At 48.9% G+C, this 14904-nt stretch carries 24 protein-coding genes; all 24 read left to right on the top strand.

Annotated features, from left to right (window positions below; all coding sequences use genetic code 11):
- Positions 1-20 precede the first annotated feature (20 nt).
- Entirely contained in the window at positions 21-290 is a 270-nt protein-coding gene (gene rpsN, locus KNP06_RS13790; protein WP_034781694.1) for a 30S ribosomal protein S14, read from the top strand.
- Positions 291-321: 31 nt separating this feature from the next.
- The gene (gene rpsH, locus KNP06_RS13785; RefSeq protein WP_021066614.1) at positions 322-720 is read left to right on the top strand and encodes a 30S ribosomal protein S8; all 399 of its coding nucleotides are present in this window, start codon (positions 322-324) and stop codon (positions 718-720) included.
- Between the two features lie 33 nt (positions 721-753).
- Positions 754-1293, top strand: coding sequence for a 50S ribosomal protein L6 (rplF, locus tag KNP06_RS13780; protein WP_034781691.1), 540 nt, complete (start codon positions 754-756; stop codon positions 1291-1293).
- A gap of 34 nt (positions 1294-1327) precedes the next feature.
- Complete coding sequence (gene rplR, locus KNP06_RS13775; protein ID WP_138858564.1) at positions 1328-1690, top strand: 50S ribosomal protein L18; 363 nt, start codon at positions 1328-1330, stop codon at positions 1688-1690.
- 20 nt (positions 1691-1710) lie between these two features.
- Complete coding sequence (gene rpsE / locus KNP06_RS13770) at positions 1711-2211, top strand: 30S ribosomal protein S5 (RefSeq protein WP_034817136.1); 501 nt, start codon at positions 1711-1713, stop codon at positions 2209-2211.
- 15 nt (positions 2212-2226) lie between these two features.
- Complete coding sequence (gene rpmD / locus KNP06_RS13765; RefSeq protein WP_214709841.1) at positions 2227-2412, top strand: 50S ribosomal protein L30; 186 nt, start codon at positions 2227-2229, stop codon at positions 2410-2412.
- Between the two features lie 31 nt (positions 2413-2443).
- Positions 2444-2884 (top strand): 50S ribosomal protein L15, encoded by a 441-nt coding sequence (rplO, locus tag KNP06_RS13760; protein ID WP_021066618.1) that lies wholly within the window; start codon positions 2444-2446, stop codon positions 2882-2884.
- Positions 2884-4173 (top strand): preprotein translocase subunit SecY, encoded by a 1290-nt coding sequence (gene secY, locus KNP06_RS13755; protein WP_214789414.1) that lies wholly within the window; start codon positions 2884-2886, stop codon positions 4171-4173. Before rplO ends, secY begins: the two co-directional genes overlap by 1 nt.
- A 78-nt stretch (positions 4174-4251) precedes the next feature.
- A complete protein-coding gene (locus tag KNP06_RS13750) occupies positions 4252-4902 on the top strand; it encodes an adenylate kinase (protein WP_029594431.1) in 651 nt (216 codons plus the stop codon).
- A complete protein-coding gene (map, locus tag KNP06_RS13745; protein WP_034781687.1) occupies positions 4899-5657 on the top strand; it encodes a type I methionyl aminopeptidase in 759 nt (252 codons plus the stop codon). The genes KNP06_RS13750 and map overlap by 4 nt, the downstream gene beginning before the upstream one ends.
- 105 nt (positions 5658-5762) lie before the next feature.
- Positions 5763-5981: a translation initiation factor IF-1 gene (infA, locus tag KNP06_RS13740; RefSeq protein ID WP_021066622.1), complete on the top strand. Its 219-nt coding sequence runs from the start codon at positions 5763-5765 to the stop codon at positions 5979-5981.
- Between the two features lie 30 nt (positions 5982-6011).
- Positions 6012-6125 carry a 50S ribosomal protein L36 gene (gene rpmJ / locus KNP06_RS13735; RefSeq protein ID WP_003156543.1) on the top strand — a complete coding sequence of 38 codons (114 nt, stop codon included), beginning with the start codon at positions 6012-6014 and terminating at the stop codon, positions 6123-6125.
- A 19-nt stretch (positions 6126-6144) separates the two neighbouring features.
- A complete protein-coding gene (rpsM, locus tag KNP06_RS13730; RefSeq protein WP_024372197.1) occupies positions 6145-6510 on the top strand; it encodes a 30S ribosomal protein S13 in 366 nt (121 codons plus the stop codon).
- 16 nt (positions 6511-6526) lie between these two features.
- Positions 6527-6922 (top strand): 30S ribosomal protein S11, encoded by a 396-nt coding sequence (gene rpsK / locus KNP06_RS13725; protein WP_114166700.1) that lies wholly within the window; start codon positions 6527-6529, stop codon positions 6920-6922.
- A gap of 92 nt (positions 6923-7014) precedes the next feature.
- Positions 7015-7959, top strand: a complete 945-nt coding sequence (locus KNP06_RS13720) for a DNA-directed RNA polymerase subunit alpha (protein WP_021066625.1) — start codon at positions 7015-7017, stop codon at positions 7957-7959.
- A 24-nt stretch (positions 7960-7983) separates the two neighbouring features.
- The gene (rplQ, locus tag KNP06_RS13715; RefSeq protein ID WP_012727650.1) at positions 7984-8337 is read left to right on the top strand and encodes a 50S ribosomal protein L17; all 354 of its coding nucleotides are present in this window, start codon (positions 7984-7986) and stop codon (positions 8335-8337) included.
- Positions 8338-8406: 69 nt separating this feature from the next.
- Entirely contained in the window at positions 8407-9243 is an 837-nt protein-coding gene (locus KNP06_RS13710; protein ID WP_021066626.1) for an energy-coupling factor transporter ATPase, read from the top strand.
- The gene (locus KNP06_RS13705) at positions 9219-10097 is read left to right on the top strand and encodes an energy-coupling factor transporter ATPase (RefSeq protein WP_214712651.1); all 879 of its coding nucleotides are present in this window, start codon (positions 9219-9221) and stop codon (positions 10095-10097) included. The genes KNP06_RS13710 and KNP06_RS13705 overlap by 25 nt, the downstream gene beginning before the upstream one ends.
- Entirely contained in the window at positions 10094-10885 is a 792-nt protein-coding gene (locus KNP06_RS13700) for an energy-coupling factor transporter transmembrane component T family protein (protein WP_034781681.1), read from the top strand. The genes KNP06_RS13705 and KNP06_RS13700 overlap by 4 nt, the downstream gene beginning before the upstream one ends.
- Positions 10882-11622: a tRNA pseudouridine(38-40) synthase TruA gene (truA, locus tag KNP06_RS13695; protein WP_034781678.1), complete on the top strand. Its 741-nt coding sequence runs from the start codon at positions 10882-10884 to the stop codon at positions 11620-11622. Before KNP06_RS13700 ends, truA begins: the two co-directional genes overlap by 4 nt.
- 154 nt (positions 11623-11776) lie before the next feature.
- Positions 11777-12214 carry a 50S ribosomal protein L13 gene (rplM, locus tag KNP06_RS13690; protein ID WP_034781675.1) on the top strand — a complete coding sequence of 146 codons (438 nt, stop codon included), beginning with the start codon at positions 11777-11779 and terminating at the stop codon, positions 12212-12214.
- Positions 12215-12239: 25 nt separating this feature from the next.
- A complete protein-coding gene (gene rpsI / locus KNP06_RS13685) occupies positions 12240-12632 on the top strand; it encodes a 30S ribosomal protein S9 (RefSeq protein WP_021066631.1) in 393 nt (130 codons plus the stop codon).
- A 142-nt stretch (positions 12633-12774) separates the two neighbouring features.
- Positions 12775-13806: an Mrp/NBP35 family ATP-binding protein gene (locus KNP06_RS13680; protein ID WP_021066632.1), complete on the top strand. Its 1032-nt coding sequence runs from the start codon at positions 12775-12777 to the stop codon at positions 13804-13806.
- A 10-nt stretch (positions 13807-13816) separates the two neighbouring features.
- Positions 13817-14467, top strand: a complete 651-nt coding sequence (locus KNP06_RS13675) for a KinB-signaling pathway activation protein (protein ID WP_138858568.1) — start codon at positions 13817-13819, stop codon at positions 14465-14467.
- The last annotated feature ends 437 nt before the right edge of the window (positions 14468-14904 follow it).

The raw sequence follows: 14904 nt of genomic DNA, 5'->3' as shown, positions 1-14904 counted from the left end.
TCTAAAGGGAGGTCGACAACATGGCTAAAAAGTCAATGGTGAATCGCGAACACAAACGCGAGAAACTCGTTGCCCAGTACGCTGAGAAACGTGCACAATTGAAAGCTGAAGGCGACTACATCGGACTCAGCAAATTGCCACGTAACTCTTCACCTGTACGTCTTCATAACCGTTGCCGTATCACAGGTCGTCCACATGGTTACATGGGTAAATTCGGGATCAGCCGTATCAAGTTCCGTGATCTTGCATACAAAGGTCAAATCCCTGGTGTTAAAAAAGCAAGCTGGTAATCCACTAACAGTGTGAAAGGAGGTACATCGCATGGTAATGACAGACCCAATTGCAGATATGCTTACACGTATCCGTAACGCTAACATGGTTCGCCATGAAAAATTAGAGCTTCCAGCTTCTAATATCAAACGTGAGGTTGCAGAGATCCTCAAGCGTGAAGGTTTCATTCGCGATGTTGAATATATCGAGGACGCTAAGCAAGGTACACTTCGTCTGTTCCTTAAATACGGAGCAAGCAACGAACGTGTTATCACTGGTCTCAAACGCATTTCGAAACCAGGTCTTCGTGTATACGCAAAAGCTGATGAAGTACCAAAAGTACTCGGAGGACTCGGTATCGCAGTTCTTTCGACATCAAAAGGTCTTATGACTGATAAAGAAGCTCGCCAACAACAAGTCGGCGGCGAAGTGCTCGCCTACATCTGGTAAGTCACTTTTCTAACAAGAACGGAGGTGTAATCAATGTCACGTATTGGTAAAAAACCAGTTACGATTCCAGCTGGCGTTACTGTCACGGTTGCAGAAGACAACACGGTCACAGTAAAAGGTGCTAAAGGTGAACTTTCGCTTTCAGCTAACCCAGCCTTGGAAATCAAAGTTGAAGAGAACGAATTGAACGTCGTTCGTCCGGATGACTCGAAAGAGAACCGTACGATCCACGGGACGACACGTGCCCTTATCGCCAACATGGTGGAAGGTGTGTCTAACGGATTCCAGAAAACACTTGAGATCTCAGGGGTTGGTTACCGTGCAGCTAAGCAAGGTAACAAACTCGTCCTCAGCCTCGGTTACTCGCACCCAATCGAGTACGTTGCTGAAGAAGGTATCGAGATCGAAGTTCCTTCAAACACGCAAATCGTCGTTAAAGGGATTAACAAAGAGCGCGTCGGTCACGTTGCAGCTCAAATCCGCTCGTACCGTGCTCCAGAACCTTACAAAGGTAAAGGTGTTCGTTACTCTGATGAACGTATTCGCCGTAAAGAAGGTAAGACTGGTAAGTAATTCGTCACGAAATGAACGGAAAGGAGTGGCATAAATGATCACAAAAGCAGACAAAAATGCAGTTCGTAAGAAACGTCATGCTCGTGTACGTCGTACGATCGCGGGGACAGCAGCTCGTCCACGTTTGAACGTATTCCGCTCGAGCAAGCACATCTACGTTCAACTCATCGATGATGCAGCACAAACAACGCTTGTGTCAGCATCTTCGAAAGATAAAGCTCTCGATCTTACAAACGGCGGCAACGTTGAAGCAGCGAAAGCTGTTGGTAAACTTGCAGCTGAACGTGCACTCGAGAAAGGTATCGACACTGTTGTGTTCGACCGTGGTGGATACCTCTATCATGGCCGCGTCAAAGCTGTTGCTGAAGCAGCTCGTGAAGCAGGTCTTAAATTCTAACAAAAAGGAGGGGACACTCGATGCGCCAGTTAGACGTTAACATGGAACAACTTGAAGAACGCGTTGTTACCGTAAACCGCGTCGCGAAAGTCGTGAAAGGTGGCCGTCGCTTCCGTTTCGCCGCTCTCGTCGTCGTAGGTGACAAAAATGGTCACGTCGGTTTCGGTACAGGTAAGGCACAAGAGGTGCCAGAAGCGATCCGCAAGGCTATTGAAGCCGCTAAGAAAAACATGGTTCAAGTACCGATGGTCGGTACAACAATTCCACACGAAATCACAGGAGTATTCGGAGCAGGTCGTGTATTCATGAAACCAGCTTCTGAAGGTACTGGGGTTATCGCTGGTGGTCCAGTTCGTGCAGTGCTCGAACTCGCAGGTGTAGGTGACATCCTTTCGAAATCGCTTGGATCTAACACACCAATCAACATCGTCCGTGCGACGGTACAAGGCTTGACAGAGCTTAAAAAAGCAGAGGAAGTTGCTAAACTACGCGGTAAAAGCGTAGAAGAACTTCTTAAATAAGGGAGGGAATTAGACATGGCGAAACTCGCAATCACCCTCACACGCAGCATCATTGGTCGTCCTGAGGATCAGCGTGTAACAGTACGTACACTCGGTCTTCGTAAAATGCATCAGACTGTCGTTGTCCCTGACAACGTAGCGATGCGCGGTATGATCAAAAAGGTGTCGCACCTTGTGACTGTAAACGAAATCAACGAATAATAAAGATCTTACTAAATAAGGAGGTGCCACTATGAAACTCCATGAATTGAAGCCAACTCCAGGTTCGCGTCACGAACGCAACCGTGTCGGTCGCGGTATGGCGACTGGTAACGGTAAAACTTCTGGCCGTGGACATAAAGGTCAAAAAGCTCGTTCGGGCGGTGGCGTTCGTCCAGGATTTGAAGGTGGGCAAAACCCACTTTACCGTCGTCTTCCAAAACGCGGTTTCAACAACCCTACTCGTAAAGAGTATGCAGTTGTTTCCCTAGACACGCTTAACCGTTTCGAGGCAGGTACTGAAGTTACTCCAGAACTCTTAATTGAGACTGGTGTTGTCAGCTCTGCTAAAGACGGAATCAAAGTACTTGCTAACGGCAAGCTTGAAACAAAATTGACTGTAAAAGCCAACAAATTCTCGGGTGCAGCGAAAGAAGCGATCGAAGCAGCTGGCGGTTCAGTTGAGGTGATCTGATGTTTCAGACGATCTCCAATATGTGGCGCGTGAAAGATATTCGACAGCGTATTCTCTTCACACTCGCAATCATCATCATTTTCCGCATCGGGGCCCATATCCCGGTGCCGATGGTGAATACGGATGTGTTGCGTTTTGACTCAGGTGGTCTTTTAGACTTCTTGAACTTGTTTGGAGGAAATGCTTTACAGAACTTCTCCCTGTTCGCAATGGGGATCATGCCGTACATCACGGCATCGATCGTTGTGCAGCTCTTACAAATGGACGTCGTTCCGAAGTTTGCCGAATGGGCAAAACAAGGCGAGTCTGGCCGTAAAAAGCTAGCGACGGTCACGCGCTATGGGACGATCATGTTAGGGTTTATTCAAGCGACATCATTGTCGTTTGGATTTAACCGCCTCTATCCAGGTCTCGTCAATGAGACGTGGGGCACGGCAACCTATTTCGTGATCGCGATCGTACTGACTGCCGGTACGGCGTTCTTGATGTTCCTCGGTGAGATGACGACGGAGAAAGGTGTTGGGAATGGTATTTCCATCATTATCTTCGCCGGTATCGTCGCTGGGTTCCCAAGAATCTTCACGCAGATTTATGAAACGAAGCTCCAAAATGCTGGAGATGCGTTATTCATTAACATCGTTTACTTGGTTGTGCTATTGCTCGTTATCCTTGCGGTGACCATGGGGATCATTTATGTTCAACAGGCTGCTCGCAAAATTCCGATTCAATACGCAAAACGCACGGTGAACCGTACCCCTGTGGGCGGTCAGTCGACGCACTTGCCAATCAAACTAAACGCTGCCGGTGTCATCCCGGTTATCTTCGCGATTTCCTTCATGGTGACACCACCAACTGTTGCAAGCTTCATTGCTTCTCCGGAAACGACGCAGAAGTTGCAGACTTACTTCGATACGACGTCTCCAATCGGAATGTCGATCTACGTAGCGCTCATCATCGCGTTCGCTTACTTCTATACATTCATTCAGGTCAATCCTGAACAGATGGCAGAAAACCTGCAGAAGCAAGGTGGCTATATTCCTGGGATTCGTCCTGGGGCGCAAACAGAACAGTACATCACGAAGTTGCTCTATCGTTTGACATTCTTCGGAGCGATTTTCTTATCGCTCGTAGCGATCATGCCGACAATCTTCATTAAGCTTGCCGGTCTCCCAACTTCGGTGCAAATCGGAGGAACGAGCTTGTTGATCGTCATCGGGGTAGCCCTCGAAACGATGAAACAAATCGAGAGTCAACTCGTAAAACGACACTACAAAGGCTTTATCCGTTAAAGCGGAAGGAAGGGTACACCCTTCCTTCCTGTCGTGTTTACGACGTGTTGTGAAAATCAAAACTGGAGGCTAACTGAGATGAATCTAGTACTCATGGGCTTACCGGGTGCAGGGAAAGGGACTCAAGCGGCTAAAATCGTTGAAGAGTACCAAATCCCACACATTTCGACAGGCGACATGTTTCGTGCGGCAATCAAAGGCGGAACGCCACTCGGCAAAGAAGCAAAATCGTTCATGGATAAAGGCGAACTCGTACCGGATGAGGTAACAATCGGAATCGTACGCGAACGCTTGAGTCAAGATGATACGAAAAACGGCTTCCTGCTCGATGGATTCCCGCGTACTGTTGCTCAAGCAGAGGCACTCGAAAGTTTGCTTAAAGATTTGGGAAAACAGATTGACCATGTCGTGAATATCGATGTGGATGCGGAAATTCTCGTCCCGCGTTTGACAGGTCGTTGGATCTGCCCGACGTGTGGTGCGACATATCACGTGATCTTCAACCCACCTAAAGTGGAAGGCATCTGTGATGTGGATGGGTCGGCTCTCATGCAACGTGAAGACGATAAAGAGGAAACGGTCCGCCGTCGCCTTGACGTCAACATCGAGCAATCGAAACCACTCATTGACTTTTACGCTGAAAAAGGGTATCTTCGTACATTGGATGGAGATCGTCCAATCGATGTCGTATACGCCGATGTCAAAGCGTTACTCGGTGGTACTGAATGATCATCACGAAGACGCCTCGTGAAATAGCGATTATGCGTGAGGCTGGGCAAATTGTTGCTCGAACACACCAGGTGCTCAAAGAGCACATCAAACCAGGTATTACGACGCTTGAGCTCGACCGGATCGCGGAAGAATACATTCGCAGCCAAGGTGCGACACCGTCGTTCAAAGGCTATAACGGGTTTACCGGTAGCGTTTGTGCTTCAGTGAACGAAGAGCTTGTTCATGGGATTCCCGGAAAACGGGTATTGAACGATGGGGATATCATCTCGATCGACATCGGTGCCTACTATAACGGATACCATGGAGATTCCGCTTGGACGTATCCAGTGGGAACAATCTCGGAAGAGACACAGCAGTTACTTGACGTGACTGAAGAAAGTCTGTATAAAGGATTGGAGCACGCTAAGGCTGGACAGCGTTTGACAGACATTTCGCATGCGATTCAAGCGTATGTGGAATCTCATGATTTCTCTGTCGTCCGCGAATACGTCGGTCATGGTGTCGGACAAAATTTGCATGAAGAACCGCAAATTCCGCACTATGGTCCACCGGGGAAAGGGCCGCGCCTGAAGACTGGAATGACGTTAGCCATTGAACCAATGGTCAACGCTGGTCAACGCTATGTTCGGACACTGGCTGACAACTGGACAGTTGTGACAGTGGACGGTAGCATGTGCGCCCACTTTGAGCACACCATCGCCATCACAGACGATGGATACGAGATTTTAACGAAACTCGATTCCGGTGAATGAGGCTCTATTGCTTCGTGCTGATCCGTTACGGATCCTTCTCTCACAGTACAATGCGATAGATCGTCTGTGCTCCTAAATATCTTCATATAGAAAGGGGAATAAATGATGGCGAAACAAGATGTCATTGAAGTGGAAGGCACTGTTGTCGAACCACTTCCAAACGCAATGTTTAAAGTGGAGTTAGAAAACGGCCACACGGTGCTCGCGCACGTCTCAGGGAAAATTCGGATGCACTACATTCGAATCCTTCCAGGTGACCGCGTAACTGTCGAGTTGTCTCCGTACGACTTGACTCGCGGGCGGATTACGTACCGTTACAAGTAACTCCGATTTTTCCAGGAGGAGGGTATAATCATGAAAGTAAGACCGTCGGTAAAACCGATCTGCGAAAAATGTAAAGTTATTCGTCGTAAGGGTAAAGTAATGGTAATTTGCGAAAACCCGAAACACAAACAAAAACAAGGTTAATCTAAGAGGAGGTGCACACATGGCACGTATTGCTGGTGTAGATATTCCACGCGAAAAACGTATCGTTATTTCGCTCACATACATCTTTGGTATTGGTAAAACAAGAGCACAAGAAATTTTGAAGGCTGCAAACGTATCTGAAGATTCACGCACACGTGATCTTACAGAAGACGAAATCAACCGTATCCGTGAAGCAATTGACGGAATTAAAGTTGAAGGTGACCTTCGCCGTGAAGTTTCACTCAACATTAAACGTTTGATCGAGATCGGCGCATATCGCGGTGTTCGTCACCGTCGTAGTCTCCCTGTTCGCGGACAAAACACGAAGAACAACTCGCGTACTCGTAAAGGCCCACGCCGTACAGTAGCGAACAAGAAGAAGTAAAGGAGGGAATTGAACAATGGCGAAACGTAAGCAAAATGTACGTTCAAAACGTAAAGTCAAAAAACATGTTGAAGCCGGTGTGGTACACATCCGCTCTACATTCAACAACACAATCATTACAATCACTGACACGCAAGGTAACGCGATCTCATGGGCTACTTCTGGTAACCTTGGATTTAAAGGATCACGTAAATCGACTCCGTTCGCAGCACAATTGGCTGCTGAAACTGCAGCGAAAGTTGCAATGGACAACGGTATGCGTACAGTAGAAGTTAACGTTAAAGGTCCTGGTGCTGGACGTGAAGCGGCTATCCGTGCCCTCCAAGCTACTGGTCTTGAAGTAACTGCAATCCGTGACGTAACACCAGTTCCGCACAACGGTTGCCGCCCTCCGAAACGTCGCCGCGTATAATCGCTTGTGCGTGTGAAGGGCTTACCTAGCACAAACAGCATATACAATGCAGCTCGCGCTGCATGGCAGGATACACTCAAGGAGGGGTTCAGATGATCGAGATTGAAAAACCAAAGATCGAAACGGTCGAAATCAGCGAGGATGCTACGTTTGGTAAATTCGTGGTGGAACCGCTTGAACGTGGATATGGCACTACTCTCGGCAACTCACTACGTCGAATTCTTTTGTCATCGCTCCCTGGTGCAGCGGTAACAGCGGTTCAAATCGATGGCGTTCTTCATGAGTTCTCTACGATTGACGGAGTCGTCGAAGACGTCACGCAAATCGTATTAAACCTCAAGAAGTTGGCTCTCAAAGTGTACTCGGACGAAGAGAAAACGCTTGAGATTAACGTTTCAAGTGCCGGTGCTGTCACTGCGGCAGACATTACCCATGATAGCGACGTTGAAATCTTGAATCCTGAGCTCCACATCGCGACTCTCGCTGATAACGCGACGCTTCGCATGCGTTTGACTGCTCGCCGTGGTCGTGGTTACGTCCAGGCAGAAGATAACAAACGTGATGATATGCCGATTGGCGTTATTCCAATCGATTCGATCTACACACCGATTCAACGCGTGAACTACGAAGTAGATAAAACACGTGTCGGTCAAGATGCTAGCTTCGATAAGCTTCTATTAGACGTGTGGACAGATGGTTCAATCCGTCCGGAAGAAGCGGTATCGCTCGGGGCGAAAATTTTGACAGAACACTTGAACATCTTTGTTGGCTTGACTGACGAGGCTCTCAATGCAGAAATTATGGTCGAGAAAGAAGAAGACCAAAAAGAAAAAGTACTCGAAATGACGATCGAAGAACTCGATCTCTCAGTTCGTTCGTACAACTGCTTGAAGCGCGCAGGTATCAACACTGTTCAAGAACTCGCAAACAAATCAGAGGAAGAGATGATGAAAGTTCGTAACCTCGGACGTAAATCACTCGAAGAAGTTCAACTCAAGTTGGACGAGCTCGGTTTGGGCTTGCGTAAAGAAGACTAAGTTCAACCGAAGGAGGGAAATGTAATGGCTTATTCGAAACTCGGCCGTACAAGCTCACAACGTAAGGCACTTTTACGTGATCTTGCAACTGACCTTATTATCAACGAGCGCATTCAAACAACTGAACAAAAAGCGAAGGAACTTCGCCCAGTCGTTGAAAAATTGATCACTCTTGGGAAACGTGGCGATCTTCATGCCCGTCGTCAAGTAGCTTCATTCGTTCGTAAAGAGAACGCTGGAGAAAAAGACGCAATCCAAAAATTGTTCGAAGACGTGGCACCACGCTACGCTGAACGTCAAGGTGGATACACACGCATCATGAAAGTCGGCCCACGCCGCGGTGACGGTGCAGAAGTCGTAATCATCGAACTCGTCTAATTCATTAGGCAGTCAACAGGGCATGCGGTGACGTATTGCCCTGTTTCCACATCGGAAAGGAGTCGGCAGATGGAATCTCAAATTATGGTACGCGATATCGTGTTTCGTTACCCGGGACAAACCGAGCCAGCCTTAAATGGGCTGTCACTCGACGTATACAAAGGGGAATGGCTCGCTATCGTTGGCCATAACGGTTCTGGCAAGTCGACTTTGACGAAGTTGTGGAATGGGCTTTTGCTTCCTCAAGAAGGAGAAGTCCGGGTTGAGACACTCGATCCAACGGACGCCACAGACGTGTGGGACGTTCGGAAACGGATCGGTGTCGTCTTCCAAAATCCTGACAACCAGTTTGTCGGGGCGACCGTGCGCGATGATGTGGCATTTTCTCTCGAAAACATGGGACTTCCACGTCAAGAAATGGTTCGTCGAATTGATGACAGTCTAGCGCGCGTTGGATTATCGGAACTAGCGGACCGTGAACCGCATCAGTTATCCGGTGGACAAAAGCAGCGCGTTGCGATTGCTTCGGCACTCGCAATGCGCCCGCATGTCCTCGTGCTCGATGAAGCTACCTCAATGCTCGACCCGATTGGGCGCAAAGAGGTGATTGAAACGGTACAACAGCTCGTCTCAGAAGGGATGACCGTTGTCGCCATTACCCACGAGCTCGACGAAGTGTTGTTTGCCGACCGTATCATTGCATTGTCAAAAGGCAAGATTGCGATGACCGGCACACCCGAAGACGTGTTTCAAAATCCGGAGGCGTTACGAGCTATCCAGCTCGACGTACCGTTTATTGTCCGGATGCAACTCGAACTGAAGGAACGGGGCATACCACTCGATCGTCTGATGCTACAACATTCGGAGTTGGTGAACCATCTATGCCGATTAGCATTGAAGAAGTGACTTACCAATATCAATTGAATACTCCGTTTGAACGAACCGCGCTGCGCGATGTGAATGTAATGATTCCGTCGGGGGCGCTTGTTGCGTTTCTTGGCCATACTGGGTCAGGCAAGTCAACGCTCGTTCAACATATGAACGGACTGCTGCGACCGACAAAAGGGCGTGTCGTCGTCGATGACATCGAAGTCCGTGCGATTACGAAGCGTCGCGACAAAAAGCAAAGCCTGCTACCGCTTCGGCGCCGCGTTGGGCTCGTCTTTCAATATCCGGAGCATCAACTATTTGAAGAGACGGTCGAACGCGACGTCATGTTTGGTCCACGAAACTTCGGGGCGTCTGAAGACGAAGCGAAAGAGCGGGCTCATGCTGCGTTGCGCCTCGTCGGCCTGGATGAAACGTTATGGGGCCGTTCCCCGTTCGATCTCTCGGGCGGACAGATGCGTCGCGTCGCCATCGCCGGCGTGCTCGCTAGTCGGCCTGATGTTCTCGTCGTAGATGAGCCGACGGCCGGACTCGACCCGCTCGGCCGTCGTGAGATGCTGGCGTTATTCAAACGGCTAAAACAAGAACTCGATTTGACGCTCATTCTCGTTTCGCACGATATGGACGACGTGTTAGCGTACGCAGAACGAGTCGTCGTCATGGAACGGGGCGAGGTCGCCTTTGATGGGAATCCATTTGACTTGTTCAAAGATGAGGCGCTTGTCAAAGGGCTCCAGCTTGAAATCCCGCATGTGCTTCGCTTCGCGAGTGAGCTTGCCCCTGCGTTCGGTGTCACGACACCGGACTTACGGACCGAAGGCGAATTGGCGGACTGGATCGCGCTCGAATTGAGAAAGGGGAGAGCGACATGATCATCGGACAGTACATTCCCGGACATTCATGGCTCCATACACTTGATGCGCGAGCCAAGACGTTGTTCATCCTCGGCTTCATTCCAATCGTCTTTTTGGCTGATAACTTATGGACGAACGTGTTCTTGCTCGGCTTTACCTTGTTCGCCGTGAGACTGTCTCAATTGTCATGGCGGTATTTATGGAATGGATTGAAGATGATTTTATTCCTCATCATTTTTACACTGTTGTTGCAACTGTTCTTTAACCGGGATGGGACGGAGTTGATTGCATTCGGTCCGTTCGCGATTTATTCGGAAGGCGTCCGGATGGGCTTGATCGTCTCGCTCCGTTTCTTCTATCTCGTCATGTTGACGACACTCGTCACGCTGACGACCACACCGATGGAACTGACCGATTCGATTGAAGCAGGGCTCCGCCCCCTCGAACGATTCCGAGTGCCTGCCCATGAGATCGCCCTCATGCTGTCGATTTCGCTCCGGTTCCTTCCGACCTTGGCCGACGAGACCGATCGCATCATGAAGGCTCAGCAGGCGCGAGGCGTCGATTTGAAGAGCGGTCCGCTCAAGGATCGCTTGAAGGCAGTCGTCCCGCTCATGATCCCATTGTTTGTGTCGGCGTTTAAACGTGCTGAGGACCTCGCTACGGCAATGGAGGCCCGCGGGTACCGTGGGGGTGAAGGACGGACGCGCTTGCGTGAGATGACGTGGCACCGTCGTGACACGGTGTTACTCATCATCTTCGTGGTCATCACACTCATCTTGATTGGATTGCGAGGGATAGGATGAAGCGAATTAAATTGACGATTGCGTATGATGGAACGAACTATGCCGGTTATCAGGTCCAACCGAACGGAAATACGGTTCAAGCCGAAGTAGAGGGTGTGCTGGCGCGGATGCATAGTCAGACCGTCAAAGTAGTGGCCTCGGGTCGTACGGACGCCCGTGTGCATGCTCGGGGGCAAGTGCTACACTTCGATACGCACCTCGCTATGCCAGCCGACCGGTTCGTCAAAGCGCTGAATGCGATGTTGCCCGATGATATTCTTGTCCGATCCGCCGAAGAGGTCGATACGTCGTTTCACGCGCGTTACGGGGCAAAACGGAAAGAGTATCGCTATTTCTTCCGAAGCGACGCGGACCCGTTCCGGCGCCACCATGCTGTAACGGTCACGTACACGCTCGACCATGAGCGGATCCGACAGGCGCTACGCATGCTCGTCGGGACTCACGACTTCACCTCCTTTTCAGTGACGAAGGCTGAGGTAGAGGATCGTGTCCGCACAATCTATGAAGCGGAGCTCGTCGAAGCGGGCGATGAGATGTATATTCGTTTCGTCGGCTCGGGCTTTCTTTATAACCAAGTCCGTATTATGGTAGGGACGTTGTTAGAGGTCGGGCGTGGGAAATATGAGCCGGCAGACGTGAGCCGGATGCTCGCCTCAAAAGACCGGCGTAGCGCTGGGATTACAGCCCCACCGCACGGTCTATACTTGTGGAATGTGAATTATGAAAAAGTAGATTGACATTCCCTCTATAAAATCGTATTATATTCATTGGCATTTCATTTTCACATTGAGAGATGAACCACAATCTTAGCCCCGTAAACTAGGATTATGATAAAGCATCAAACAAGCACTAAAAAAATTAAGCAAACAGACATTTTAGGAGGTATTCCACATGCGCACGACATTCATGGCAAAAGCATCTGAAGTAGAACGCAAATGGCTCCTTATCGACGCAGAAGGCAAAACACTTGGTCGTTTGACTAGTGAAGTAGCATCACTTCTTCGCGGTAAGCACAAGCCGACTTTCACACCAAACGTTGATTGCGGAGACCACGTCATCATCATCAACGCTGAGAAAATCCACTTGACTGGTAACAAAATGAACGACAAGATTTACTACCGTCATTCAGGTCATCCAGGCGGTTTGAAATCACAAACTGCAAAAGAGCTTCTCGCAAAACGCCCAGAGCGTATGCTTGAACTCGCAATCAAAGGGATGCTTCCAAAAGGATCACTTGGTCGTCAATCATTCACTAAACTCCACGTTTACGCTGGAGCTGAGCACAACCACGCAGCACAAAAACCAGAAGTTTACGAACTTCGCGGTTAATCGGGACACAGGGAGGAACTAAACGATGGCAGATGTACGTTACTACGGAACAGGCCGCCGCAAACACTCGGTGGCTCGCGTTCACCTCGTTGCAGGTGACGGCAAAGTTGTTGTAAATGGCCGTGATATTTCAGAATACTTCGGACATGAGACTTTGATCATGATGGCAAAATCACCACTCGTATTGACTGAAACAGAAGGTAAATACGATGTAATCGTTAACGTTAACGGTGGTGGATTCACTGGACAAGCTGGAGCAATTCGCCACGGCGTATCACGTGCGCTTCTTCAAGCGGACCCAGAATTCCGTCCAAGCCTCAAAGAAAAAGGCTTCTTGACTCGTGACGCTCGCATGAAAGAACGTAAAAAATACGGTCTTAAAGCTGCACGTCGCGCACCACAATTCTCGAAGCGTTAATCTTCGAACAATTTGGTTCAAACTCTCTGCCCATCGGGGTAGAGAGTTTTTTTGTTACTCATGAAATTGTTGATTTCCATTCCCTCAAGAAAACGCTTTTTTTGATATACTGTTAGCGAGACAGAAATTAGGGGGAAACCACATGCTTACAGTAGAACAAGTTCGTGAAGAATTGGCGGGGTTGATCGATCCAACAATCAACCGTACGCTTGGAGATACAGCTGGCGTGAAGGATATTCGCATTAAAGAAGATTATGTCAGTGTAAAAGTGGCACTCGGTCAAACCGGGAGCGGCGAGCAACTCCAACTTCAACAAGAGATTGTCACGTTGCTCAAAGGAAAAGGATTCAAGACGGTCGGTCTTCGCTTCGAGGCGCTCAATGACGAAAGTTTGAAAGAAGCGACGAAGCCAGCTATTCTCCGTGAAAATGCTGGCACGACATTTATTGCGATTGCTTCGGGCAAAGGTGGCGTCGGGAAATCGACAGTCTCGGTCAACTTGGCAGTCGCGCTAGCGCGGGCAGGGAAGAAGGTCGGATTGATTGATGCGGATATTTACGGCTTCAGTGTACCTGACATGCTCGGGATTGAAGAGCGGCCGGTCGTCCGTGGCGAGAAAATCATTCCTGTCGAGCGTTTCGGCGTGAAAGTGATTTCGATGGGCTTCTTTGTAGAAGATAACGCTCCAGTCATCTGGCGTGGACCAATGCTCGGGAAGATGCTTAATAACTTCTTCAACGATGTTGAGTGGGGCGACCTAGACTACTTGCTCCTCGATTTGCCGCCAGGGACGGGTGATGTCGCCCTCGATATTCATTCGATGCTCCCGGCATGTCAAGAGTTGATCGTCACGACGCCACACGCAACAGCTGCTTTTGTCGCTGCGCGTGCTGGGGCAATGGCCATCAAGACAAACCACAAAGTGCTTGGTATCATCGAAAACATGGCGTATTTTGAAAGTAAAGTGACAGGGGAGAAAGAGTACGTCTTCGGCTATGGCGGCGGCGAAAAATTGTCTGAAGCGTTGAAGAGCAAATTGCTCGCGCAAATTCCGCTCGGTCAGCCGTATGAGAATGAAGAAGACTTTGCACCATCGGTTTACCGAGATGGGCATCCGTTTGAGAAGACATACGACGGACTAGCGCAAGCGGTCATTCAACAGATAGAAGGGTAATGGTTTAGAGATGAAGGTACAAGGATTTTTAAGGTTATTTTGGACGACGCTCGTCTTCGGGACGTTGTTTGGGTTCGTCATGAACTTGCTGGCCAATCCTGGCTATTTAGTGAGTCAATCGTGGGAAGCGATTGTGACGGCACTCAGTTACTCGAGCACATGGACCGGGATTAGCATGATGGGCTTCTTTGCCTACTTGATTGTCCACCGGGTCGGTTTGGATTTGTTCCGTGGTCCAAAACTATGGAATCGTGTACAAGTGCTGTTAATCGCCTTCGCACTATTTGATGCGGTTTACCTTCGTATGCTCGCTTTTGGTAACGATCATATGTGGCGGTATATCGGGGAGATGGTCGTGTTAGTGATCGTTTCATGGATTATCGCAACGAGTAAGGCGAAACAGACGAACGCGAGTGCGTTCATCCCGACGCTCTTCTTGATGATCGTTATAACATTGATCGAATGGATTCCAGCCCTCCAGGCGACGGATGAGATTGCGCTCTTGTGGCCAGCGTTAGCGACGCTCGTATTTGCTAACGCGTATCAAGTATTGATGCTACATCGATTCCAAGCGCCTGCTCAAGCAGAGGATGCCAAACCATCGACGAAGAATCAGGCTAAAGCTAAATCTAAGAAGCGGGTGTCTTCTAAATCGTCCTAACATCAATAGGAACGGAAGCACTCGATAGTTACACTCTTCAACAACGTAGCGTCGCCCTAGGTGGGAGGACTCTACGTTGTTTTTATGTGAGGAAAGTCGGTTTTCAACGTTGGAAAAAAGATTCCCGAAGAAAATAAAGTTTTTTTAGAAAAACAGTTGACGAAAATGCGGGGCGCTGATATATTAATAAACGTCGCTGCTGTTCAAATCTGAACAACAGAAAGCGGATGAAAAAAATAATAAAAAACGGTTGACTTTCAAAAGTCAAATCGCTATTATTAAAAAGTCGCTAACACGACAGACACTTGGTCTTTGAAAACTGAACGATGAGGCAAAAATGTTTTACATTTTTTGAATGAAGCGCAAGCTTCGTCATTTTTAAAGAGCTATATCAAATTCTTTGGAGAGTTTGATCCTGGCTCAGGACGAACGCTGGC

The sequence above is a fragment of the Exiguobacterium sp. s21 genome (genome assembly GCF_018617975.1).
GTDB classification, from domain to species: domain Bacteria; phylum Bacillota; class Bacilli; order Exiguobacteriales; family Exiguobacteriaceae; genus Exiguobacterium; species Exiguobacterium mexicanum_A.
Note: the sequence above shows the minus strand (reverse complement) of the source record. Positions and strands in the feature narration are given on the sequence as shown.

Coding starts and splice junctions, on each gene's coding strand:
- KNP06_RS13675 (WP_138858568.1), top strand. CDS start 13,817: ATGAAGGTACAAGGATTTTTAAGGTTATTTTGGACGACGCTCGTCTTC.
- KNP06_RS13750 (WP_029594431.1), top strand. CDS start 4,252: ATGAATCTAGTACTCATGGGCTTACCGGGTGCAGGGAAAGGGACTCAA.
- rplR (WP_138858564.1), top strand. CDS start 1,328: ATGATCACAAAAGCAGACAAAAATGCAGTTCGTAAGAAACGTCATGCT.
- map (WP_034781687.1), top strand. CDS start 4,899: ATGATCATCACGAAGACGCCTCGTGAAATAGCGATTATGCGTGAGGCT.
- rplM (WP_034781675.1), top strand. CDS start 11,777: ATGCGCACGACATTCATGGCAAAAGCATCTGAAGTAGAACGCAAATGG.
- truA (WP_034781678.1), top strand. CDS start 10,882: ATGAAGCGAATTAAATTGACGATTGCGTATGATGGAACGAACTATGCC.
- KNP06_RS13710 (WP_021066626.1), top strand. CDS start 8,407: ATGGAATCTCAAATTATGGTACGCGATATCGTGTTTCGTTACCCGGGA.
- rpsE (WP_034817136.1), top strand. CDS start 1,711: ATGCGCCAGTTAGACGTTAACATGGAACAACTTGAAGAACGCGTTGTT.
- rplF (WP_034781691.1), top strand. CDS start 754: ATGTCACGTATTGGTAAAAAACCAGTTACGATTCCAGCTGGCGTTACT.
- rplQ (WP_012727650.1), top strand. CDS start 7,984: ATGGCTTATTCGAAACTCGGCCGTACAAGCTCACAACGTAAGGCACTT.
- KNP06_RS13680 (WP_021066632.1), top strand. CDS start 12,775: ATGCTTACAGTAGAACAAGTTCGTGAAGAATTGGCGGGGTTGATCGAT.
- rpsN (WP_034781694.1), top strand. CDS start 21: ATGGCTAAAAAGTCAATGGTGAATCGCGAACACAAACGCGAGAAACTC.
- rplO (WP_021066618.1), top strand. CDS start 2,444: ATGAAACTCCATGAATTGAAGCCAACTCCAGGTTCGCGTCACGAACGC.
- KNP06_RS13700 (WP_034781681.1), top strand. CDS start 10,094: ATGATCATCGGACAGTACATTCCCGGACATTCATGGCTCCATACACTT.
- rpsI (WP_021066631.1), top strand. CDS start 12,240: ATGGCAGATGTACGTTACTACGGAACAGGCCGCCGCAAACACTCGGTG.
- rpsK (WP_114166700.1), top strand. CDS start 6,527: ATGGCGAAACGTAAGCAAAATGTACGTTCAAAACGTAAAGTCAAAAAA.
- rpsH (WP_021066614.1), top strand. CDS start 322: ATGGTAATGACAGACCCAATTGCAGATATGCTTACACGTATCCGTAAC.
- secY (WP_214789414.1), top strand. CDS start 2,884: ATGTTTCAGACGATCTCCAATATGTGGCGCGTGAAAGATATTCGACAG.
- KNP06_RS13705 (WP_214712651.1), top strand. CDS start 9,219: ATGCCGATTAGCATTGAAGAAGTGACTTACCAATATCAATTGAATACT.
- rpmD (WP_214709841.1), top strand. CDS start 2,227: ATGGCGAAACTCGCAATCACCCTCACACGCAGCATCATTGGTCGTCCT.
- KNP06_RS13720 (WP_021066625.1), top strand. CDS start 7,015: ATGATCGAGATTGAAAAACCAAAGATCGAAACGGTCGAAATCAGCGAG.
- infA (WP_021066622.1), top strand. CDS start 5,763: ATGGCGAAACAAGATGTCATTGAAGTGGAAGGCACTGTTGTCGAACCA.
- rpmJ (WP_003156543.1), top strand. CDS start 6,012: ATGAAAGTAAGACCGTCGGTAAAACCGATCTGCGAAAAATGTAAAGTT.
- rpsM (WP_024372197.1), top strand. CDS start 6,145: ATGGCACGTATTGCTGGTGTAGATATTCCACGCGAAAAACGTATCGTT.